This window comes from Sphingomonas sp. Leaf9, from assembly GCF_001421355.1.
GTDB lineage: Bacteria > Pseudomonadota > Alphaproteobacteria > Sphingomonadales > Sphingomonadaceae > Sphingomonas.
This window is the reverse complement of the sequence record NZ_LMKC01000002.1, coordinates 629,377-649,287: the sequence shown is the minus strand read 5'-3', so window position 1 is coordinate 649,287 and position 19,911 is coordinate 629,377. Positions and strand designations below refer to the sequence as shown.

Genomic DNA, 19,911 nt, shown 5'->3' with positions numbered 1-19,911 from the left:
AACCAGTGATCGTCATGACGGACAGAGATTTGAGCCGGACCAGCATCCGCTGTCCGGCCCTCACCCGCTCGATACCTGGACGTGAAAGAATCCCTTCACGCCAGGCGGAAGATCACCCGCGACGCTGCGGGCGGTACGGCTTGGCCGAATGGCGCGGCGGGGCGCCGTTCGTGCGACGCTGCGGTGCGGCCGGCGGACCCGCCATCTGTTCGAACATCAGATCGTCGTCGGGCGTCGCCGTCCGCTTGACCGATGCGATGAACTTGCCCGCGATCGCCTTGGGGATTTCAAAGGCCGATTCGTCGTTGGCGATGCGGATCGCGCCGATCTCACCCTTGGTAATGTGCCCGCGACGACACAGCAGCGGCAGCAGCCAGCGCGGATCGGCATTGTGACGACGGCCGACGTTCATACGGAACCACACGGTATCCTCGAACCCCGGACGCGGCCCTTCGGCACGCTCGCGACGCTCGGGCGCGCCACCGGCCGACAGTTCCTCGGGCGCCGGCAGCTTGGCGCGATAGGCACGCACCAGCAGCGCGGCGATATCTTCCGGCGTCTTTTCGGTCAGCAGGCGCGCACCCAGCTCGACATCGGCCTCGTCGAATTCGACCGGCTCGGCGAGCTTCGCGAGCAGTCGCTCGCGGTCGGCCGCATGGATTTCCTCGGGCGTCGGCACGCCGATCCACTCGGCGTTGATCTTCGCGTCGCGCAGCAGCCCCTCGACCCGGCGACGGCGCTGGAACGGCACGATCAGCGCGGCAATGCCCTTCTTGCCCGCGCGACCGGTGCGGCCCGAGCGGTGCTGGAGCGCCTCGGCGTCGCGCGGCAGTTCGACGTGCACGACGAGGCTAAGCGACGGCAGATCGATGCCGCGCGCGGCAACGTCGGTCGCGACACAGACGCGGGCACGGCGGTCGCGCAGCGCCTGCAGCGCATGGTTGCGCTCCGACTGCGAATGCTCGCCCGACAGTGCGACCGCATCGAAGCCGCGCTCGACCAGGTTGGCGTGTAGATGCCGCACCGCTTCGCGCGTGGCGCAGAACAGGAACGCGGTGTCCGGCTCATGCAGGCGCAGCAGGTTGACGACCGCATTCTCGATATCATTCGGCGCGACGGTCATCGCCTGATAGCTGATGTCGCCGTGACCGCGCTCGGCCTCGCGCGTGTCGATGCGGAACGCGTCCTTCTGGTACCGCTTGGCCAGCGCGACGATCGGCTTGGCCAGCGTTGCCGAGAACAGCATCGTGCGACGTTCGGCAGGCGTGCGGTCGAGAATCCCTTCGAGATCCTCGCGAAAGCCCATGTCGAGCATCTCGTCGGCTTCGTCGAGGATCGCGACCTTCAGGCCTGACAGGTCGAGCGCACCGCGCTCGATATGGTCGCGCAGACGGCCGGGCGTGCCGACGACGATATGCGCGCCATGGCTGAGGTTGCGGCGTTCGCGCGCCGCGTCCATGCCGCCGACGCACGACAAGATGCGCGCGCCGTTCTCGCCGTACAGCCATTGCAGTTCGCGCGCGACCTGCAGCGCCAGTTCGCGGGTCGGCGCGATGGCGAGGGCCAGCGGCGTGCCGGCGCGCGGCATCTTGTCCTCGGCGTCGAGCAGGTCGCGCGCCATGGCAAGGCCGAAGGCGACGGTCTTGCCCGAACCGGTCTGCGCGGACACCAGCAGGTCGCGCCCTTCGGCTTCGGGCGTGAGGACAGCCGCCTGGACGGCGGTCGGGGCTTCATAACCACGCGCGGAGAGCGCCGCGGCGAGCGGTTCGGGTAACGTCGAAAAAGGCATGGGGTGCCAAATGGCCCCAAATTGCGGCCACGGCAAGGCCGCGCGTATCGTTTACCATGCAACCGATACGGGAATTTGGCAAAAGATTTTCGTTTGTCGCGTTCCGTACCCCGATATTGCCGCCGGCCCGCGCCTTTCCCACATTCCGGTCGAAAGGATTCGCGCCATGTCGATCGATCGCCGCCGCCTGCTCGAACTGACCGGAATGTCGGCGCTTGCCGCGCTGATCGGCTGTGCGCCGGACGCGAGCGAGGCGGCATCGACCTTCCCGTTCAAGCTGAGCGATGCCCAGTGGAAGGCGCGCCTGACCCCCGCCCAATATAATGTATTGCGGCAGGAAGGGACCGAACGCCCGTACAGCAGCCCGCTGAACGACGAAAAGCGCAAGGGCCTCTTCGGCTGCGCCGGCTGCGGACAGCCGCTGTTCCTGTCGTCGACGAAGTTCGAAAGCGGCACCGGCTGGCCGAGCTTCTATGCGCCGCGCAAGGGCGCGGTTACGACCCGCACCGACCGATCACTGATGATGAGCCGCACCGAAGTGCTTTGCAGCCGCTGCGGCGGGCATCTCGGCCATGTGTTCGACGACGGGCCGCCGCCGACCGGCAAGCGCTATTGCATGAACGGCGTCGCGATGACCTTCCGCCATGCCTGAACGCGAAAAGGCCCGCCGCACTCTTCATGCCGCGGGCCTTATGGCAGATCGGCGGAGGATCGATCAGTTGTTGAGCGCGACGACCATACGCGCCTGGATCGGCTGACCGCTGGCGCCGCCCGGTGCGGGGGCCGGCGGATCGGTCTTCACGATGACCAGCGGCGCATCCAATTCGCTGCCGCGCGGCGCGTGCTTGGCATAGATGAAGCCGTTCGCATGGTAGGCCGAGGTACCGAGGTCACCCAGCGGGCCGAACCACACCTTCACTTCGCTCCAGTCGCCGGCAGCCGACACGTCGATTGCCCGAACGTCGCGCTCGATCCCGCCACGGCGCGACCAGTTGGCGTGGGTCAGCAGCACTTCGCGGTCGCTGACGACCTTCGACACCATCGCGACATGGCCGAGGCGCATCTTCGAGGTAGCGGCGAACGAAAGGACGGCGCCTTCCTGGGGCGCATGGCCGCGCTCATACTTGCCGGCGGCCTGGCCCCACCACGTATGGGCGTTGCCAAAGATTTCGACGCCCGAGATTTCGCGAGCATACGGGGCGCATTGCCAGAACCGAGCCTGGGCCGGAGCCACCATCGCCAGAGCGCACGAAATCACCAGCGCGAAACGCGCTGCCACAGCACCAAAACTCATCTGACCCCCAGGCCCCACGAATGTCTTGAGCGGCATTGAGCAGGGTTTGCCGGCGGCGGAAACCCCACCTTTGCCCAAAAGGGAACCAATTCCGACGAAGCGTGTTTGCCCGGCGATGACCGGCGGATGAACCGAGTATCGCCGTTCGTTGCTCCCCTTATTTCCGACGATCGCCCATTCCCGCGAATGCGACGAACCGCGTTACAGCAATATTGCAACGCAGCACGAAACCTGTTCGGATGTGTCGTCGATCGGGATTGCCGTGTTTCGTTCAGCAAGCCGTTAACTATTATCGGGCAATATCCGATCGGTTGTAATCTTGGGCGGGGAGTTCAGAGATGGCGATTGCACGCAGGCCGGCCGAAGGCGCGATGACGCTGGCGGAGATGAAGGAGTTCGCGACGTTTTCCTCCGCGACGCAGCGTTATATCCGCCGCTCGCTCGATATCGGGTTGGACCGCGACGACGCGATGCGCCGCTGGTCGCGCGATGTGGTGGAGGCCGCGAGCATCCGTGCACAGGCCCGCATCTACGATCGCCTGCCCGACATTCGCGCCTGCATTCCCGAGGATAGCGGACTGGATTCGGTCGAACCGTTCATGACGCCGCTGCTGACCGTCACCGCGTTCGATCTGGGCCAGGGGCGGCTGACGACCTTTGGCGCCTATCGTTTCCTCTACGAACGGCTGGTCGGGCCGGAAGCACGGCCATGGCTGCCCGCCGCCTTCTGCGCCTCGGCGGCGCTGCCGCACCTGCATCCCGAACTGCGCCGCAAGCTGTTGCAGTCGCTCAGCGAAGCGGCGGCGACCGCCTCGGGCTGGTCGATGCGTCAGCCCGCTTTCTATCCGGCATGGGTCGAAAAGGTCGAAGCCGGCGCTCCGATGCACTGATCGGGCACGGGATTGGCGGGGTCAGCGACAGGCCCCGCCATACCCGCGCTTCGCTTGGTCGAAATGGAAATGGTCGCGGTGCGCGGCGTTGTAGTCGGGCGACAGAACGGTCGAAAAGACGCCGCACGCGCCATCGCGCACGTCGCGCAGGAACGCCGCCTTTTTGGCATCGTCGCGCCCCTTCCCTGCCGTCCAGTCGCCGACGACGCTGACCCGTCGCCCATCGCGCAGGACGAATGCGGCAATATCGAGGGCATTGGCGGTCGCATGCTCGCTGAACGCGCCGGTGTCGCGCCCATACAGGCGGCGGCAATTATAGCTGCCGAAATTCTCGATACGGCTGACGGGCACGCCGAAATGCCGTTCTGCGGCGGGCTGCACGACCTGCCATTCCCACATCGCCATCGCCGTCGCCACCCGGCACGACACGCCGACATCGGGCGTGATGGCAATCGTCCGCGATCCGCCGCTGCGCATCCGCACCGCATCGTCATAGCCGCATTGCCCGCCGCCCTCGCGCGGCGGCAAGGTAGTAAAGCGCACCCCCGCCGCATCCAGCAATGTCCGGCAGCCGGCGAAATCCCCCGCCAGATCGCCGATCTTGGCGCGGGTAAACATGCCGACTGGCTGCGACAGGTCGAGCGGCGTCCACGGCACGTCCTGCGGCCGGCTGCGGGTGAAGGCGTATAATGCAAAAGCGATCGCGGCGAGAAAGGCCAGCCAGACGAGGGTACGGATACCGGCCGACAGCGCCCTCACCCGCGCACCGCGCGATCGGTCGGCTGGGCGGTGACTGGATAGCCCAGATCGTCGGGGATGCAGACGAAGCTGCCCTCGACCCGCTGCTCGATCCATGGCGTGATCGTTCGCACCGGCCAACGCCGGGCATCGGCCAGGACCCCGGCGACGTCCCCCTGCGCCGCAAGCCGGGCGAGCACGCAGCGCGTGGGGAACAGCAGGGTCGCCTCTCCCCGATCCGCCGCGCGCAACGCATCGCCGGCGGTGATCCACAGCGTCCGGACATTCTCGGTCGCATCGACCCGCGCGGGCGGCGCGTCGCCGGGCAGCCGCGCAACATAGAAGCAGGTATCGAACACCCGCACCGGCATATGGTCCGGTCGCCACCGGGCATAGGGGACGAGTGCTCCCGGATCGACCGGCGCCAGATCGCCGATCGTCGCGCCCCGTGCCAATGCCGCGCGCATCGCCGCCACATCGCCATCGACGCCGATCGCGATTCCCGCCTCCTCGATCGTCTCACGGATCGCGGCAAGTCGCGGTGCAAGATCGTCATCGCCCATCGTCACCGCCAACGCCCGGTCGCCGGGGTCGATCCGCCCACCGGGGAAGACCAGCGCCCCGCCGGCAAAGGCCATCGCCGCCGACCGTTCGACCATGAGGATTTCGGGCGGGCCCGCCGGACGGTCGCGCAGCACGATCAGCGTGGCGGCAGGAATGGCTTGCATCATCGGGGAGAGTTGGGAAGCGCCCCCGGCATTGTGAAGCCGCCCGGCGCGCGAACCAGTCGCCAGCCATCGGGCAGATAGTCGAGCGACATGTAATAATAGGAGACGCAGCTGCCGTCGGCACGATAGCTCGCACCCTTCAGCAGCCCGACCGCGGTGGTGCCGATGAACACCGGCCCGCCGCTGTCGCCGCCCTTGCACCCCGGCCCCGCCACCGCGACCCAGGTCGGCAGACAGGGACCGCCGCACAGGTCACCCGACGGCGCGAAGTCGACCATCTCGACCTCGGCACAGCTATAGCCGCTATGCTCGCCCCGGTGGCAGACGATATCGCCGACCCGCGTACCCGCCCGGCTGCGCTGCCCCTCGACCGATCGCGACATGATGCGCGCGGCGTCGGAAAAGAAACGCGGCTGCACCGCGTCCGGGCTGGCGTTCACCTGCACGTCTTGAAACCCCCAGCCCCATTGGCCGATAAAGGTCAGCGGCGTGCGCGTGCCATCTTTAGCGACATGCTCCAGCGTATCGGGACAATGCGCGGCGGTGGCGATGCCGGTCTGCACGCCATCGGTAACGACGAAGCCGGTGGTGCAATAGAAACGCCGCCCGCTCGCCGGGTCGGGACCGATCAGCCGCGATCCGCCGACAACCTCGCCCGACAGGTCCAGCTGGGGCTGGCCGCTGGTCGCGATGCGGATCGGAACACCGGTCAGCGCCTCGATCCGCCGCTTAAGGGCGGCGACATCGCCCGCCGCATCGCTCCCGCCGATCAGGACGAGCAGCTCGCCCCGCCGGGCATCGATTCCCAGCGCCGGCGGGCGCTGCACCATCGCCCGGATCGCAGCCTGGTGTCGGGTGATCGAGTCCAGCAATTGCGCGCGGGTGGCGGTCGCTCCGGTACGGAAACGGATCGGAATCGCCAGCCCGTCGATCGCGACCTGCCCGTCGGGAACCGGGCGCGTGCCGGTCAGCAGGACGCTGACCGCGCCATCGCCTTCGATCGCTGTACCGGCAACGCGATCGCGATATTCCCCCTCGATCCATTCGGTGACCGCGACGCTCGCTGCTTGCTTGCGCAACAGCGTCAGCGCCTCGGCCGGATCGATGCCGCGCTGCCGCGCGACCTCGGCGGCATCCTGCGCCAGAGCTGTGTCGCCGGAAACGACGACGGCGGCGTCCTGCGCGGCGGCGGGTTGCCCCACCGCCAGCGCAAGCGCCGCCGTCAACACGCGCAGCATCGACCGGATCAATCGAGTCGGCGTGCCAGTTCCTTGTTCAGTGCCAGCGCCGCCAGCGTGCCGATCGCACCCGATGCCAGATACAGGCCCGATGCGAACAGCCCCAGCTTGTCGGCCAGCGCCAGTGCGACGAACGGCGCGAACCCCGCCCCGAACAGCCAGGCAAGATCAGACGTCAGCGCCGCGCCGGTGTAGCGCGAATCCTTGGCGAAGTTCGCCGCCACCGTCCCCGACGACTGGCCGAACGACAGCCCGAGCAGGATGAAGCCGGTAATCATGAACGCGATCTCGCCCGCATCGCCACCGTTCAGCAGCAGCGGCGCCAGGCCGGAAAACAGCGCGATGGCGATCGCGCCGATGCCCAGCAGCGTACGCCGCCCGACATGATCGGCCAGCACGCCGGAGATGATGATCGCGAAGATGAAGAACAGTGCGCAGGCGGTCTCGATCCACAGGAAGCGTTCGATCGGCTGTTCGGTCTTCAGCAGAATCCACGACAGCGGGAACACGGTGACCATGTGGAACAGCGCGAAGCTGGCCAGCGGCACCAGCGCGCCGATCACGACCGTCTTCCATTCCCGCTTGACGGTCGGCAGCACCGGCGACGCCTTCAGCTCGCGATTCTCAAACAGCGCGGTATATTCCGGCGTCACGACGATGCGCAGCCGTGCGAACAGCGCCACGACGTTCAGCGCGAACGCGACGAAGAACGGATAGCGCCAGCCCCAGCTGATGAAATCCTCGGCACTCATATAGGCGGTGAAGAAGGCGAACAGCGCGCTCGCCACCATCAGGCCCAGCGGCGCGCCGAGCTGCGGGATCATCGCATACCAGCCACGCCGGTCCTGCGGCACGTTAAGCGCCAGCAGCGAGGCGAGGCCGTCCCATGCACCGCCGAGCGCAATTCCCTGCAGGATGCGGAGGCCCGCCAGCAGGATCGCCGACCACGCCCCGACCTGCGCATATCCGGGCAGGAAGCCCATCGCCACCGTCGCGGTACCCAGCATGAACAGCGCGATGGTCAGCTTCGTCCCCCGCCCGTGGCGGCGGTCGATCCACATGAACAGCAGCGTGCCCAGCGGCCGCGCAAAGAATGCCAGCGGGAAGAGTGCGAACGAATAGAGCGTGCCGGTCAGCCGGTCGACATAGGGGAACATCAACTGCGGGAACACGATCACCGATGCGATCGCGTACACGAAGAAGTCGAAAAATTCCGACGTGCGCCCGATGATGACGCCGATGGCGATCTCTTCGGACTGAACGTTCACCTCGCCCGAGGCGTTGACGGCGCGGGCGTCGGCCTCGAGTTCGTGGGAATGGACGAAGGCCTCGGCCATAGGGACTCCAAACATGGCGCGCTGCACGCGCGGATAGGCAGAATATGCGCCCGTTATCGCAATGCACCAAACGCGGGGATAGGACAAAATGTCCTATCGCAGTGCAGCATCGCACGGCATAGGTCGCGCCCATGATCCTGCCCCGCTCGCTTCCGTGGCACCGGCCACTGCGTTCGCTCCTCCCGCTGGCGGCCCTGCCGCTGCTGGGCGGTTGTAACCTGGTCGTGCTCAATCCCGCCGGCGACGTCGCGCGCCAACAGGCCGACGTCGTGCTCATCTCGACCGGCCTCATGTTGCTCATCATCATTCCGGTGATGGCACTGACCGTCTGGTTCGCGTGGAAATACCGCGCGAGCAACGAGAAGGCGACGTACAAGCCCGATTGGGACCATTCGACCGCGCTCGAACTGGTCATCTGGTCCGGCCCGCTGCTGATCGTCATTGCGCTGGGCGCGCTGACCTGGATCAGCACCCACCTGCTCGACCCGTATCGCCCGATCGGGCAGATTTCGGCGGGCAAGCCGGTGCCCGAGGACCAGAAGCCGCTGGAGATTCAGGTCGTCTCGCTCGACTGGAAGTGGCTGTTTATCTATCCCGAACAGGGGATCGCAACGGTCAACCGCCTCGTCGTGCCGGTCGACCGCCAGGTGCGGTTCCGCCTGTCGTCGTCGTCGGTGATGAACACCTTCTACGTCCCCGCGATGGCCGGCATGATCTACACGATGCCGGGCATGGAGACGAAGCTGCATGCCGTGCTGAACAAGCCCGGTACGTTCGAGGGCATGTCGGCGCACTATAGCGGCGCCGGCTTCTCCTACATGAACTTCAAGACGACCAGCACCGACGCCGCCGGCTTCGACAAGTTCGTCGCGGGCGTGCGGGCGATGCCGAACCGCCTGAATACCCAGCGTTACCTGGAGCTGGAAAAGCCCAGCGAAAAGGTACCGCCAATGGGCTTTGGCGGGGTCGAACAGGGCCTGTTCACCCGTATCGTCCAGATGTGCGTCCAGCCCGGCACGCCGTGCATGACCGAGAGCATGGGCCATGGCGGCCACGGCTCGGCGGTCAACAGCCGACTGCCCGAAGGGGAGCGTACCAAGGGCGCGCTGGAAAAGGCACCATCGGAATATGGCGTCAGCCCGCATAGCAGCGGCGACGCGCCGCAAGGATCGTCCGCCGCCCCCGGCGCCGCCGATCCGGGCAGTGACGCCAATCGCAACATGACCCGCATCGCGCCGCCCGCGATGCCGGGCCGTACCGCTCCGGCACTTGGCTGAGACAAGAGATCATGTCCGAAACCCTTACCAAGCTGATCTTCGGTCGCCTGACGATCGAGAGCTTCCCGATCCACGAACCGATCATCGTCATGACGTTCCTCGCGGTCGCCGTTGGCGGCGCAGCGGTGCTGGCGGCGCTGACCTATTTCAAACTGTGGGGCTATCTCTGGAAAGAGTGGTTCACCACGGTCGATCACAAGCGGATCGGGATCATGTACATGATCCTCGGCATCGTCATGCTGTTGCGCGGTTTCGCCGACGCGGTGATGATGCGCAGCCAGCAGGCGATCGCCTTCGGCCAGAATGAGGGGTTCCTGAACGCCCATCACTATGACCAGGTGTTCACCGCCCACGGCGTCATCATGATCTTCTTCGTGGCGATGCCGCTGGTCACGGGCCTGATGAACTACATCGTACCGCTCCAGATCGGTGCGCGCGACGTGTCGTTCCCATTCCTGAACAATTTCAGCTTCTGGATGACTGCCTCGGGCGTCGTGCTGGTCATGGCCAGCCTGTTCGTCGGCGAATTCGCGCGTACCGGCTGGCTGGCGTTCGCGCCGCTGTCGGGGCTGGATTATTCGCCGGATGTCGGGGTCGACTATTATATCTGGGCGCTCCAGCTGGCGGGCGTCGGGACATTGTTGTCGGGCGTCAACCTGATCGCGACCATCGTGAAGATGCGCGCGCCGGGCATGGGCCTGATGAAGATGCCGATCTTCACCTGGTCGGCACTGGTAACCAACATCCTGATCGTCGCCGCCTTCCCCGTGCTGACCGCCGTGCTCGCGCTGCTGTCGCTCGACCGCTATGTCGGGACGAACTTCTTCACGAACACGCTGGGCGGCAACCCGATGATGTACGTGAACATGATCTGGATCTGGGGCCACCCGGAGGTCTACATCCTGATCCTGCCGGCGTTCGGCGTGTTCTCGGAAATCGTGTCGACCTTCTCGGGCAAGCGGCTGTTCGGCTATACGTCGATGGTCTACGCGCTGCTGGTCATCACCATCCTGTCGTACCTCGTCTGGCTGCACCACTTCTTCACCATGGGGTCGGGGGCGAGCGTCAATTCGTTCTTCGGCATCACCACGATGATCATCTCGATCCCGACGGGCGCGAAGATCTTCAACTGGCTGTTCACCATGTATCGTGGCCGCATCCGCTACGAACTGCCGATGATGTGGGCGATCGCGTTCATGCTGACCTTCACGGTCGGTGGCATGACCGGGGTGCTGCTCGCGGTGCCGCCTGCCGACTTCGTGCTGCACAACTCGCTGTTCCTTGTTGCCCACTTCCACAACGTCATCATCGGCGGCGTGGTGTTCGGGATGTTCGCCGGCATCAACTACTGGTTCCCGAAGGCGTTCGGCTTCAAGCTGGACCGCAAGTGGGGCCTGGTCAGCTTCTGGTGCTGGTTCGTCGGCTTCTGGGTCGCCTTCACCCCGCTCTACGTGCTGGGCCTGATGGGCATCACGCGTCGCCTGCGCCACTTCGACGATCCGAGCCTGCAAATCTGGTTCGTCATCGCCGCAGTGGGTGCCGCGATCATCGCGGTCGGCATCGCCGCCTTCCTGGTGCAGATCGCCGTCAGCATCATGAACCGCGACAAGCTGCGCGACTTCACCGGCGATCCGTGGAACGGCCGCAGCCTCGAATGGGCCACCTCGTCACCGCCGCCGGACTATAACTTCGCGTTCACCCCGGTCGTCCACGACATGGACGCGTGGTACGACATGAAGAGCCACAAGTACGCACGCCCGGTGGACGGCTTCACCGCCATCCACATGCCCAGCAACACCTGGGCAGGGATCGTGCTAGCTGGCCTCTCGACCGTCTTCGGTCTGGCGATGGTCTGGTACATCTGGTGGCTGGCGGCATTGTCGTTCGTCGCGGTGATCGGTGTCGCGATCTTCCACACCTTCAACTACAATCGCGACTTCCACATTCCGGTCGAGGAAGTCATCGAGACGGAGCGGCAGCGCACTGCCGACCTCCAGGCCGCGGGGGCGTAAAACATGGGTTCGTCGGTACAAATCCCCGCAGGCGCGTCGGGACGCGCCTATCACCTGGCGGAGGAGCATGAGCATGAAGCCGGGTCGAGCACCATGCTCGGCTTCTGGCTCTACCTGATGAGCGACTGTCTCATCTTCGCCATGCTCTTCGCCGCGTACGGCGTCTATTCGGGCAGCACCGCGGGTGGCCCGGATGCCAAGGAACTGTTCGACCTGCCGCTCGTCGCGCTCAACACCGCGATGCTGCTGTTCTCGTCGATCACCTACGGCTTCGCGATGATTGCCGCCGAACAGGGCAAGAAGAGCGCGACGCTCAGTTGGCTCGCCATCACCGGCGTGTTCGGCCTGTGCTTCCTCGGCATCGAACTCTATGAATTCAGCCACCTGATCCATGAAGGCGCCGGGCCGCAGCGCAGCGCGTTCCTGTCCAGCTTCTTCACGCTGGTCGGCACCCACGGGCTGCACGTCACCTTCGGCTCGATCTGGCTGGTGACGCTGATGGTGCAGGTCGCCAAGTACGGCCTCGGTGCCGCGAACATGCGCCGGCTGATGTGCCTGTCGCTGTTCTGGCACTTCCTCGACGTCATCTGGATCGGCGTCTTCACCTTCGTCTATCTGCTGGGAGTCCTCTAATGGCCGGCCACGCCCATCACGACGCGCATGGCCACGATCATGCGCACGGCCGTGGCCATGGCGGTCACGGCGACGCGCCCGCGCACGGCTCGCGCAAGGACTATGTCATCGGCTTCCTGCTGTCGGTGCTGCTGACCGCGATCCCCTTCGCGCTGGTCATGACCAACGCCTTTGCCGACACGCGGATCACCGCCGGCATCGTGATGATCTGCGCGGTCGTGCAGATCGTCGTCCACATGATCTACTTCCTGCACATGAACACCAAGTCGGAAAGCGGCTGGACGCTGATGGCGCTGATCTTCACCGTCGTCCTGGTGGTGATCGTCCTGTCGGGTTCGCTGTGGGTCATGTACCATATGAACCTGAACATGATGCCCCAGATGTCCGGGGACATGGGGGCGATGTGACCTCCGGCCGGTCGATCCGACGCATCCTGATCGGGACCCTGATCGGATGCGTCGTCGCCGGCCTGATCGGGCTGGGCGTGTGGCAGTTGCAGCGGCGGGTGTGGAAGCTGGACCTGATCCGGCGCACCGAAGCCATGCTGCGCTCCCCGCCCGTCCCCGCCCCACCACCTTCCGGCTGGGGCGCGATCACGAAGGACGATGCCTATCGTCCCGTCATCGCCACCGGGCGTTATCGCGCCAATGCCGATACCTACACGCAGGCCGCAACCGCGCTGGGCGGTGGCTTCTGGGTCCTGACCCCGCTCGATACCGGGCGCTTTACCCTCCTCGTCAATCGTGGGTTCGTGCTGCCGGACAAGCGCGGCAAGGTTCCCGCCCCCACCGGCACGATCACCGTGCGCGGGCTGCTCCGCGTGACCGAGCCGGACGGCGGTTTCCTGCGCAGCAACGTGCCTGCCAAAGACCGCTGGTATTCGCGCGACGTCGCGGCGATCGCGGCCAAGCGCGGGCTGACCGACGTCGCCCCCTATTTCATCGACGCCGCCGCAGATCCAAAGGTCGAGTGGCCGCGCGGTGGGCTGACCGTCGTCACCTTTCGCAACAACCATCTCGTCTATGCCTTTACGTGGTTCGGCCTCGCGCTGCTGCTGGGCGGCATGACATGGTGGGTCGCCCGGCGCGAACCGCGGGCGTAACATGCGTCCGATGCAACCCGCCGCCCCCGCCCCGACTCCGCAGCCGCCACCGGCAGAGGGCGTCGGTCGCAACATGCTGTTGCTGGTGCAGCTGCGCTGGCTGGCGGTCGGCGGGCAGTTGGGTACGATCCTGGTGGTCGACGGATTGCTCGGCATCCGCCTGCCGCTGATCCCGATGGCGAGCGTGCTGGCGGCGCTGGTGTTGCTCAACCTCGTCACCCTCGCCCGCCGGTCGCGGTGGAGCGATACCAATCTGCCGCTGTTCGCCGCCCTCGTGCTCGATGTCGCGGCACTGACCGCGCAGCTTTATCTATCGGGCGGGGCGGGCAACCCGTTCGTCTCGCTCTATCTGTTGCAGGTCGTGATCGGCGCGATCCTGCTGAAGGTCTGGTCGAGTTGGGCCCTGGTCGCGATCACCAGCGGGGCGTTCGCGCTGCTGGGCCCCTTCCACCGCCCGCTCGACCTGCCGCCCGCCTATGCCAGCAGCCTGTCCGAAGCCTATCTGATCGGCAACTGGATCAATTTCGTGCTGGCGGCGACATTGCTCGTTGCGTTCGTCACGCGCATCGCCGCGAACCTGCGCGACCGCGATACGAAGGTCGCCCGCCTGCACCAGCGCGCGGTGGAGGAGGAACATATCGTTCGCATGGGGCTGCTCGCCAGCGGTGCGGCCCATGAACTGGGCACACCGCTGTCGTCGATCGCGGTGCTGCTCGGCGACTGGAAGAACGAACCCGCCATCCGCCGCGATCCCCGCTTCGTCGCCGAGGTCGACGACATGCGGGCAGAGGTCATGCGCTGCAAGGAAATCGTGTCGGGCATCCTGTTCGCCGCCGGCGAAGTCACCGGCGAGGCACCGACCCGCACGACCCTGCGCACCTTCCTGACCCATACGCTCGACCGCTGGCGCGGCAATGATCCCGCGCGGGCCATGTTCGAGGACCGCCTCGGCCCCGACGTGCCGATCGTCGCCGACCGTGCCCTAGCGCAGGCACTGACCAACCTGCTCGACAATGCCGTAGAGGCGGGCGGGCGGGATATCGCGCTCCTCGCGCTGCGCGACGGGGCGATGCTGCGCCTGACGGTGCGTGACGACGGCAACGGCTTTTCCGACCGTATTCTCTCGCAGCTCGGCAAACCCTATAATACCAGCAAGGACCGGCAAGGTGCCGGGCTGGGCCTCTATCTCGCCACCAATGTGCTGCGGCCGCTGGGCGGCACGATCGAGGCGCTGAACCGCGACGGCGGCGGGGCGGAGACGACGCTGATCCTGCCGATCGATTCGCTGGCGCTGGAGAAGACGCGATGACCGAGCGCCGATTGCTGATCGTCGAGGACGACGCGACCTTTGCCCGCACGCTGTGCCGGTCGTTCGAACGGCGCGGCTATGTGGCGAAGGTGACCGGCGGCCCCGACGGGCTGGAGGAACTGGCCCGCGCCTTTGCCCCCGACCATGCCGTGGTCGACCTGCGGCTGGGCGGCGCGTCGGGCCTTGCCTGCGTCTCCGCGCTGTCGGCGATCGATCCGGCGATGCGGATCGTGGTGCTGACCGGCTTCGCCAGCATCGCGACGGCAGTCGAGGCGATCAAGCTGGGCGCGACCAACTATCTGACGAAGCCCGCCAATACCGATGAAATCGAGGCCGCCTTCGCGCGGGTAGAGGGCAATCCGCAGGCCGACCTGACCGCCGCGCCGACCTCGATCAAGACGCTGGAGTGGGAGCATATCCACCAGACGCTGGCCGATACTGGGTTCAACATTTCGGAAGCGGCGCGCCGCCTGGGGATGCATCGCCGCACGCTGGCGCGCAAGCTCGACAAGCGGCATCTTTCCTGACGGCGGGGGTTCGAAACTACTACGTCCTTGTGGTAACAGGCGCGCAAGGGGAACGGTTCATCGTGCGGCAGGTTCGAATGCGATACAGCCTGCGTGCCGCACCGGAAGAGTATAGGATGAAGAGCATTACCGACCACCGCCATCGTTTCGACCGCTTCGCGCGCCGTACGCTGCTCGCCGGCATCGCCCTGACCAGCGCGACCGGTGCCATGGCGCAGGTGACGCCGCCGCCGGTCGTGCCGACGCTGCCGACCACCCCGCCGCTGGTGCAGGCCGTCCCGGTCGCTGCGCCGCTGCCGACACTGACCACGGCGCAGGAAAGCGAACTGGCGCGGTTGCTGGCGCGCGATGCCGTGGCGCAAGGGCTGAAGGATCGGGAGCCGTCGCTGGCCGGGCTGACCGGCCCCGCGCTGGTCCGTGCCGCGCTCGACCATGCCCATGCGGTGCGCGCCGGGCGGTTGGACAATGCCGATTTCCAGAAGGATTGGGCGATGCGCCCGCAGGCGTTCGACCCGCTGCCCTCGTTCCGCGATGCGGTGGCAACGAACAAGCTGTCGGCATGGATCGCCTCGCTCCCGCCGCCCTATGCCGGTTATGACACGCTGGTCGCCGGGCTGGCCCGCTATCGCAAGATCGCCGCGAACGGCGGCTGGCCGACGATCGGCGCAGGCTCCGAAATGCGGCTGGGCGGGCGCGGGCCACAGGTCGCGGCGCTGCGCAAGCGGCTGGCGATCGAGGACCCGGAATTGTCCGCCAGCGGCGACACGTTCGACCAGCCGATGCTCGACGCGGTACGCCGCGCGCAGCGCCGCTATGGCCTGAACCCCGCCGGGCAGGTCGGTGGACAGACGGTAGCCTCGCTGAACGTGCCGGTGAGCGAGCGCGTAAAGCAGATCAAGGCCAATATGGAGCGGTGGCGCTGGCTGCCGACCGAGCTGGAAAAGAACCGTATCCAGGTGAACATCGCCGCGGCGGTGTTGACCGTGTTCGACGGCGACCAGCCGGTCACGTCGATGAAGGCGGTGACGGGGCGGCCGGGCGACGAGACGCCGATGCTAACCTCGACGATCCATTCGATCGTGCTCAATCCGCCGTGGAACGTGCCGTCGTCGATCGCCGACAAGGAATTGTGGCCGAAGGAGCGGGCGAACCCCGGCTATCTGAAGCGCAACGGCTTCCGCGTGATCGAGATGGAGGGCGGCGGACGCCGGCTGCAGCAGGCGTCGGAGAACAGCGCGCTCGGCCGGTTCAAGTTCGATTTCGACAATCCGTTCGCGGTCTATCTGCACGATACGCCGGCGCAGGCGGGTTTCGCCAAGTTCGACCGACTGGCCAGCCATGGCTGCGTCCGCCTCGAAAAGCCGGAAGACCTTGCGCGCCTGTTGCTGCGGACCACGCCCGAATGGTCGGATACGCAGATCGACGCCACGCTGGCGTCGGGTAAGACGGTGCGCGCCAAGGTCGCCGATCCGGTGAAGGTGTACCTGCTCTATTGGACCGCCTTCGCCACGCCGAACGGTACGATGAGCTTCCGCGAGGATCCGTATAAATGGGACGGCGTGCTGGGGAACAAGATCGCCGCTCGCGCCGAAGCCAGCCAGATGGCGGCACGATAAAGGGGATGACGATGAAGAACGGATGGCGCGTGGCGCTGCTGGCCGGCAGCGGCCTGTTGCTGGCGACCGGCATGGCGGGATGTTCGGACAAGGCGCCCGAGGATGCCCCGATCGAAAACAGCGCGTTCGACGAGGGCGCACCGCCGCCCACGCCGCTGCCCGAAGAGAATATCGAGACCGCGCCGCCGCTGGTGACCGAGAATCTTTCGGCGGTTGCCCCGGCCGAAGTCCTGCCCCCGCCCCCGCCGGTCGAACCCGACCAGCAGGTACTGGACGACGCATCGGCCACCGGCATGACCTCCCGCTCGACGCGCGGGCAGAGCAGCAGCGATGACGATGCGCCGGTCGACGATACCATGTCGAACCAGCAAGAGGCGGATGCGCCCAACGGCTGACGCCGACCGCATGTGGTCACGCCGGGTGCGATCCGGCGGGGTCATGCTTTTTCGCCCCATCCAAGCGGGGGGGCAACAAAGTCGGAAGAGCCGTGCTGTTGTCGCTTGCTCGCTTGTCCTGACTATTCATCGAGATTGCCGAAGGGGCGTATCGATGGACCGTTGCAAGTGCTTCGATACGGGTCTTTGACAAGCTTAGTACCTGCCGAGCACGAACGGGCAGGTTTCAATTAAACCAAGGCCTAGGCCACGCCTGCTCGGTCTAGAGCTGCACATCGATCGGGCCTGAGGTCCGATTCTCCCAACAGACATCACTGCGTCAGCACAGGCCTGGCCTCGACCGGCAGCCGCTCGTCCTGCTCTCGCGAAACGCCATAGTAGTACTAAGGAAAGGCAGCTCTATTCCGACGAACTGCAACGCGCTTCCCTAACGGCGCGACGCCGCGCTGCTGTCCAGAATCTGGAAATCTATGCCGAGTGTCATCGGCGCAGCCTGGCGGATTGGCCCGACCATTGGGACGCGGCGATCGGCGATATCCTGTCTTGCCACTTGAGCAATCCGGACGAGGCGCTCGCCTATGCCATCCGGTTGTTGCACGACTCGATGATCTGGGTTTTCTCGCTACCCCCGGCTGCGGCTCAATGGGAGATATTCTGCGTGCGCCGTCGGAGAACCTACTCGCACGATCGTCGCGGAGGGACGAAAACAGGCACTGTTACATCGAATGCCGGCCTGCGCGTTCCAATCCGCCAACCCGCAGCAGGCGTGGGACACCATCGAGAAGTTTGGTAGCACCCCACCGCTTCGGGAAAGGCCCGTCGATGCCCCGTCGTCACGCCAATAACCGCCCTACAGAACTCATGCCGCCTGCGCGGCACTCTCCGTCGGCACGGTCGGCGCATAGGCGCGGTCGAGATACAGGTTCGCCAGCTCGTAATGCGCGCTGACGACCTGTTCGTGGTCGGCCCGCTGCGCGAGCTCCAGCTGCTGTTCGGCACGACGTACGAAGTAGGACATTTCGTCCGGACCAATCGAAGACACGACAACCTCTCAAGGACGTTACGCCGTCCGTTTTTGATACTCGTCCGGCCGAACCGGACATGCATCTAACGCACGACGATTGCCGGGGATGCGTGTGGCCGCAAATTCTGACGCCGTGATGACACCGCCCGCCGCATCGCATAGCCGGACAAACGGTGTCCAATCAATTACATACGACGGTGTTTTCCGCCATAGCGCCCACCGATATAGGCACCCAGCCGATTCATCTCGCTGGCGGCGGCCACTGCTACCTCGCTCTGGCACGGCAGCGGATCACGCTCGCGATCGGCAGCGCGGCTGGCGACCTTGGCCGCCAGTTCCTCGATATCCGCTCGCGACAGCAGGTTTTTCTCACGCAGGAGGCACAACAGGCTCTGCAGGATCACCATGCTCTTCTCGCCGGCGGCATCGCACGGTTCGATCGGATTCATCGTCCCTCTCCTTATGGTTATGCAGGAGAGCATATGCCGATCCTGTCCAGACGCAAGGGCCGCGTTCGGACAGGATCGGCTGACGGCGGCTAGTTCAGCCCGCCGCCCAGCGTCCGGTACAGCGTCACCAGGTTGGACGCACGGGCCAGCCGGGTCTGCACCAGCGCCTGTCGCGCGGTGTAGCTGGTCCGCTGGGCGTCAAGCGTGTTGAGGAAGGAATCGATGCCCGCACGATAGCGCGCGTCCGACAGGCGCTGTGCCGTAGCCGCCGAGCGCGCCTTGGCCGTCTGTGCCGACAGCTGTTCGTCGATGGTGCCGCGCGTCGCCAGCGCATCGGCCACTTCCTTGAACGCGGTCTGCAGCGTGCCTTCATAAGTGGCGACCGCCGCCAACTGCTGCGCGCGCGCGACCTCGACATTGCCGCGCCGCTGGCCGCCGTCGAACAGCGGCAGGGTGGCGGCGGGCGCGATCGAGAATTGCTGCGTGCCCGATCCGAAAAGCCCGCCCAGCGCGGTGCTGATCGTCCCCAGCGTCGCGGTCAGCGAGATGGTCGGGAACAGCGCCGCCCGCGCCGCACCGATATTGGCGTTGGCGGCATAGAGGCGACGTTCGGCCTGCAGCACGTCCGGCCGGCGCAGCAGCACCGTCGACGACACCCCGGTCGGCAGGTTCGACAGGATCGGGTCGCGATCGCCCAACTCGGTCGGCAGCTGGTCGAGCGGGACCGTCGTACCTGCCAGCAGGTTGATCGCATTCTGATCCTGCGCGATCTGCGCGGTCAGCGCGGCGATGTCGTTGCGCGCCTGCTGATAGCTGGTTTCCGCCTGCTGCACTTCGAGTTCCGAAATGACGCCGACCCGGAACTGCGCACGGGTCAGCTCCAGCGTGCGGCCGAAACTGGTCAGCGTCTCGCGCGACAGGCGCAGCTGGTCCTGATCCGCCGCCATCGTCAGCCATGCGGTGGCCACTTCGCCGACCAGGGAAATCCGCGCGGCGCGCTGGGCCTCCTCGGTCGCGAAATATTCCTGGAGCGCGGCCTGGCTGAGATTGCGCACCCGCCCGAACAGGTCGAGCTCGAACGCCGAGAACCCGACGGAGGCCTGATAAATTTCGAGGTTGCCGGTTTGCGCGGGCACACCGCCCGCGCCGCCGGCACCCCCTGCCCCGCCGGCACCACCCAGCGCGCCGAACGGGTTGTTGGTGTAGGTGACGCCGCCATTGGCGGACGTCGTCGGCACCTGGTTGGCGCGGGTCACGCGGTATTGCGCGCGGGCGGCCAGCACATTGGCCGCCGTGACCCGGTAATCGCGATTATTCTCCAGCGCGGTCGCGATCACCGTCTGCAATCGCGGATCGACGAAGAAATCGCGATAGCCGATCCGGGTCACATCGGCCTGTTCGGCCCCCTGCACCGGATAGGGCCCGCCTTGCGGCAGGGTGAGCGGGATCGCCCCCTCCGGCCGCACATTCTTGGGCGCGAGATTGCACCCTGCCAGCGCGGTGGTGGCGATCAGGAGGGTCAGGTTACGCAGCGTCATGGCGTTCTTGCTCAT

General features: G+C 66.2%; 20 protein-coding genes. 11 read left to right on the top strand and 9 right to left on the bottom strand.

Translation table 11 applies throughout. The features are described from left to right. Window positions 1-112: 112 nt before the first annotated feature. A complete protein-coding gene (locus tag ASE58_RS06920; protein ID WP_055819118.1) occupies window positions 113-1,789 on the bottom strand; it encodes a DEAD/DEAH box helicase in 1,677 nt (558 codons plus the stop codon). A 166-nt stretch (window positions 1,790-1,955) separates the two neighbouring features. On the opposite strand from ASE58_RS06920, the gene msrB reads away from it, so the two are divergent. Then, window positions 1,956-2,441, top strand: a complete 486-nt coding sequence (msrB, locus tag ASE58_RS06915) for a peptide-methionine (R)-S-oxide reductase MsrB (RefSeq protein ID WP_055819116.1) — start codon at window positions 1,956-1,958, stop codon at window positions 2,439-2,441. Between the two features lie 63 nt (window positions 2,442-2,504). On the opposite strand, the gene ASE58_RS06910 is transcribed toward msrB, so the two are convergent. After that, the gene (locus ASE58_RS06910) at window positions 2,505-3,083 is read right to left on the bottom strand and encodes a CHAP domain-containing protein (protein ID WP_082467744.1); all 579 of its coding nucleotides are present in this window, start codon (window positions 3,081-3,083) and stop codon (window positions 2,505-2,507) included. 338 nt (window positions 3,084-3,421) lie between these two features. Between ASE58_RS06910 and ASE58_RS06905 the strand changes: the two genes are divergently transcribed. Beyond that, on the top strand, window positions 3,422-3,973 hold the full coding sequence (locus ASE58_RS06905) for a hypothetical protein (protein WP_055763185.1): 552 nt from the start codon (window positions 3,422-3,424) through the stop codon (window positions 3,971-3,973). Window positions 3,974-3,994: 21 nt separating this feature from the next. Here the strand turns inward: ASE58_RS06905 and ASE58_RS06900 are convergent, their stop codons facing one another. The 4 genes from ASE58_RS06900 to ASE58_RS06885 are packed head-to-tail and all read right to left on the bottom strand — an operon-like array spanning window position 3,995 to window position 8,014. After that, window positions 3,995-4,732 carry an extensin-like domain-containing protein gene (locus tag ASE58_RS06900; RefSeq protein WP_055819113.1) on the bottom strand — a complete coding sequence of 246 codons (738 nt, stop codon included), beginning with the start codon at window positions 4,730-4,732 and terminating at the stop codon, window positions 3,995-3,997. Next, window positions 4,729-5,442, bottom strand: coding sequence for an NUDIX hydrolase (locus ASE58_RS06895; RefSeq protein WP_055819110.1), 714 nt, complete (start codon window positions 5,440-5,442; stop codon window positions 4,729-4,731). Before ASE58_RS06895 ends, ASE58_RS06900 begins: the two co-directional genes overlap by 4 nt. Continuing rightward, entirely contained in the window at window positions 5,439-6,677 is a 1,239-nt protein-coding gene (locus tag ASE58_RS06890) for a hypothetical protein (RefSeq protein WP_055819638.1), read from the bottom strand. Before ASE58_RS06890 ends, ASE58_RS06895 begins: the two co-directional genes overlap by 4 nt. Window positions 6,678-6,685: 8 nt before the next feature. Further along, on the bottom strand, window positions 6,686-8,014 hold the full coding sequence (locus tag ASE58_RS06885; RefSeq protein WP_055763177.1) for an MFS transporter: 1,329 nt from the start codon (window positions 8,012-8,014) through the stop codon (window positions 6,686-6,688). A gap of 131 nt (window positions 8,015-8,145) precedes the next feature. Here ASE58_RS06885 and cyoA point away from each other — a divergent pair, with 131 nt between their 5' ends. The 9 genes from cyoA (at window position 8,146) to ASE58_RS06840 (ending at window position 16,885) form a co-directional block, all read left to right on the top strand. Beyond that, window positions 8,146-9,291 carry a ubiquinol oxidase subunit II gene (gene cyoA / locus ASE58_RS06880; RefSeq protein WP_200909307.1) on the top strand — a complete coding sequence of 382 codons (1,146 nt, stop codon included), beginning with the start codon at window positions 8,146-8,148 and terminating at the stop codon, window positions 9,289-9,291. Between the two features lie 11 nt (window positions 9,292-9,302). After that, window positions 9,303-11,303: a cytochrome o ubiquinol oxidase subunit I gene (gene cyoB / locus ASE58_RS06875; protein WP_200909306.1), complete on the top strand. Its 2,001-nt coding sequence runs from the start codon at window positions 9,303-9,305 to the stop codon at window positions 11,301-11,303. A gap of 3 nt (window positions 11,304-11,306) precedes the next feature. Further along, window positions 11,307-11,936: a cytochrome o ubiquinol oxidase subunit III gene (gene cyoC / locus ASE58_RS06870; RefSeq protein WP_055819105.1), complete on the top strand. Its 630-nt coding sequence runs from the start codon at window positions 11,307-11,309 to the stop codon at window positions 11,934-11,936. Further along, window positions 11,936-12,343 (top strand): cytochrome o ubiquinol oxidase subunit IV, encoded by a 408-nt coding sequence (gene cyoD / locus ASE58_RS06865; protein WP_055819103.1) that lies wholly within the window; start codon window positions 11,936-11,938, stop codon window positions 12,341-12,343. Before cyoC ends, cyoD begins: the two co-directional genes overlap by 1 nt. Then, on the top strand, window positions 12,340-13,038 hold the full coding sequence (locus tag ASE58_RS06860) for an SURF1 family protein (protein ID WP_200909305.1): 699 nt from the start codon (window positions 12,340-12,342) through the stop codon (window positions 13,036-13,038). The genes cyoD and ASE58_RS06860 overlap by 4 nt, the downstream gene beginning before the upstream one ends. A 1-nt stretch (window position 13,039) precedes the next feature. Beyond that, entirely contained in the window at window positions 13,040-14,347 is a 1,308-nt protein-coding gene (locus tag ASE58_RS06855) for an ATP-binding protein (RefSeq protein ID WP_327196329.1), read from the top strand. Then, window positions 14,344-14,874 (top strand): response regulator transcription factor, encoded by a 531-nt coding sequence (locus tag ASE58_RS06850; RefSeq protein WP_055763166.1) that lies wholly within the window; start codon window positions 14,344-14,346, stop codon window positions 14,872-14,874. Before ASE58_RS06855 ends, ASE58_RS06850 begins: the two co-directional genes overlap by 4 nt. Window positions 14,875-14,990: 116 nt before the next feature. Next, complete coding sequence (locus tag ASE58_RS06845; protein WP_082467740.1) at window positions 14,991-16,490, top strand: L,D-transpeptidase family protein; 1,500 nt, start codon at window positions 14,991-14,993, stop codon at window positions 16,488-16,490. 11 nt (window positions 16,491-16,501) lie between these two features. Then, complete coding sequence (locus tag ASE58_RS06840) at window positions 16,502-16,885, top strand: hypothetical protein (protein WP_156347645.1); 384 nt, start codon at window positions 16,502-16,504, stop codon at window positions 16,883-16,885. 859 nt (window positions 16,886-17,744) lie between these two features. Here ASE58_RS06840 and ASE58_RS18180 read toward each other — a convergent pair. From ASE58_RS18180 to ASE58_RS06830, 3 genes are all read right to left on the bottom strand, one after another. Further along, the gene (locus tag ASE58_RS18180; protein WP_200909304.1) at window positions 17,745-17,903 is read right to left on the bottom strand and encodes a hypothetical protein; all 159 of its coding nucleotides are present in this window, start codon (window positions 17,901-17,903) and stop codon (window positions 17,745-17,747) included. Window positions 17,904-18,094: 191 nt separating this feature from the next. Beyond that, window positions 18,095-18,358, bottom strand: coding sequence for a hypothetical protein (locus ASE58_RS06835; RefSeq protein WP_055763162.1), 264 nt, complete (start codon window positions 18,356-18,358; stop codon window positions 18,095-18,097). A gap of 89 nt (window positions 18,359-18,447) precedes the next feature. Further along, on the bottom strand, window positions 18,448-19,911 hold the full coding sequence (locus tag ASE58_RS06830; protein WP_235513524.1) for an efflux transporter outer membrane subunit: 1,464 nt from the start codon (window positions 19,909-19,911) through the stop codon (window positions 18,448-18,450).

Excerpts from the sequence above, each read along its gene's own strand:
- ASE58_RS06920 (WP_055819118.1), bottom strand. The coding sequence starts at position 1,789 with ATGCCTTTTTCGACGTTACCCGAACCGCTCGCCGCGGCGCTCTCCGCG.
- msrB (WP_055819116.1), top strand. The coding sequence starts at position 1,956 with ATGTCGATCGATCGCCGCCGCCTGCTCGAACTGACCGGAATGTCGGCG.
- ASE58_RS06910 (WP_082467744.1), bottom strand. The coding sequence starts at position 3,083 with ATGAGTTTTGGTGCTGTGGCAGCGCGTTTCGCGCTGGTGATTTCGTGC.
- ASE58_RS06905 (WP_055763185.1), top strand. The coding sequence starts at position 3,422 with ATGGCGATTGCACGCAGGCCGGCCGAAGGCGCGATGACGCTGGCGGAG.
- ASE58_RS06895 (WP_055819110.1), bottom strand. The coding sequence starts at position 5,442 with ATGATGCAAGCCATTCCTGCCGCCACGCTGATCGTGCTGCGCGACCGT.
- ASE58_RS06890 (WP_055819638.1), bottom strand. The coding sequence starts at position 6,677 with ATGCTGCGCGTGTTGACGGCGGCGCTTGCGCTGGCGGTGGGGCAACCC.
- ASE58_RS06885 (WP_055763177.1), bottom strand. The coding sequence starts at position 8,014 with ATGGCCGAGGCCTTCGTCCATTCCCACGAACTCGAGGCCGACGCCCGC.
- cyoA (WP_200909307.1), top strand. The coding sequence starts at position 8,146 with ATGATCCTGCCCCGCTCGCTTCCGTGGCACCGGCCACTGCGTTCGCTC.
- cyoB (WP_200909306.1), top strand. The coding sequence starts at position 9,303 with ATGTCCGAAACCCTTACCAAGCTGATCTTCGGTCGCCTGACGATCGAG.
- cyoC (WP_055819105.1), top strand. The coding sequence starts at position 11,307 with ATGGGTTCGTCGGTACAAATCCCCGCAGGCGCGTCGGGACGCGCCTAT.
- cyoD (WP_055819103.1), top strand. The coding sequence starts at position 11,936 with ATGGCCGGCCACGCCCATCACGACGCGCATGGCCACGATCATGCGCAC.
- ASE58_RS06855 (WP_327196329.1), top strand. The coding sequence starts at position 13,040 with ATGCGTCCGATGCAACCCGCCGCCCCCGCCCCGACTCCGCAGCCGCCA.
- ASE58_RS06850 (WP_055763166.1), top strand. The coding sequence starts at position 14,344 with ATGACCGAGCGCCGATTGCTGATCGTCGAGGACGACGCGACCTTTGCC.
- ASE58_RS06845 (WP_082467740.1), top strand. The coding sequence starts at position 14,991 with ATGAAGAGCATTACCGACCACCGCCATCGTTTCGACCGCTTCGCGCGC.
- ASE58_RS06840 (WP_156347645.1), top strand. The coding sequence starts at position 16,502 with ATGAAGAACGGATGGCGCGTGGCGCTGCTGGCCGGCAGCGGCCTGTTG.
- ASE58_RS18180 (WP_200909304.1), bottom strand. The coding sequence starts at position 17,903 with ATGTCCTACTTCGTACGTCGTGCCGAACAGCAGCTGGAGCTCGCGCAG.
- ASE58_RS06835 (WP_055763162.1), bottom strand. The coding sequence starts at position 18,358 with ATGAATCCGATCGAACCGTGCGATGCCGCCGGCGAGAAGAGCATGGTG.
- ASE58_RS06830 (WP_235513524.1), bottom strand. The coding sequence starts at position 19,911 with ATGAGCAAGAACGCCATGACGCTGCGTAACCTGACCCTCCTGATCGCC.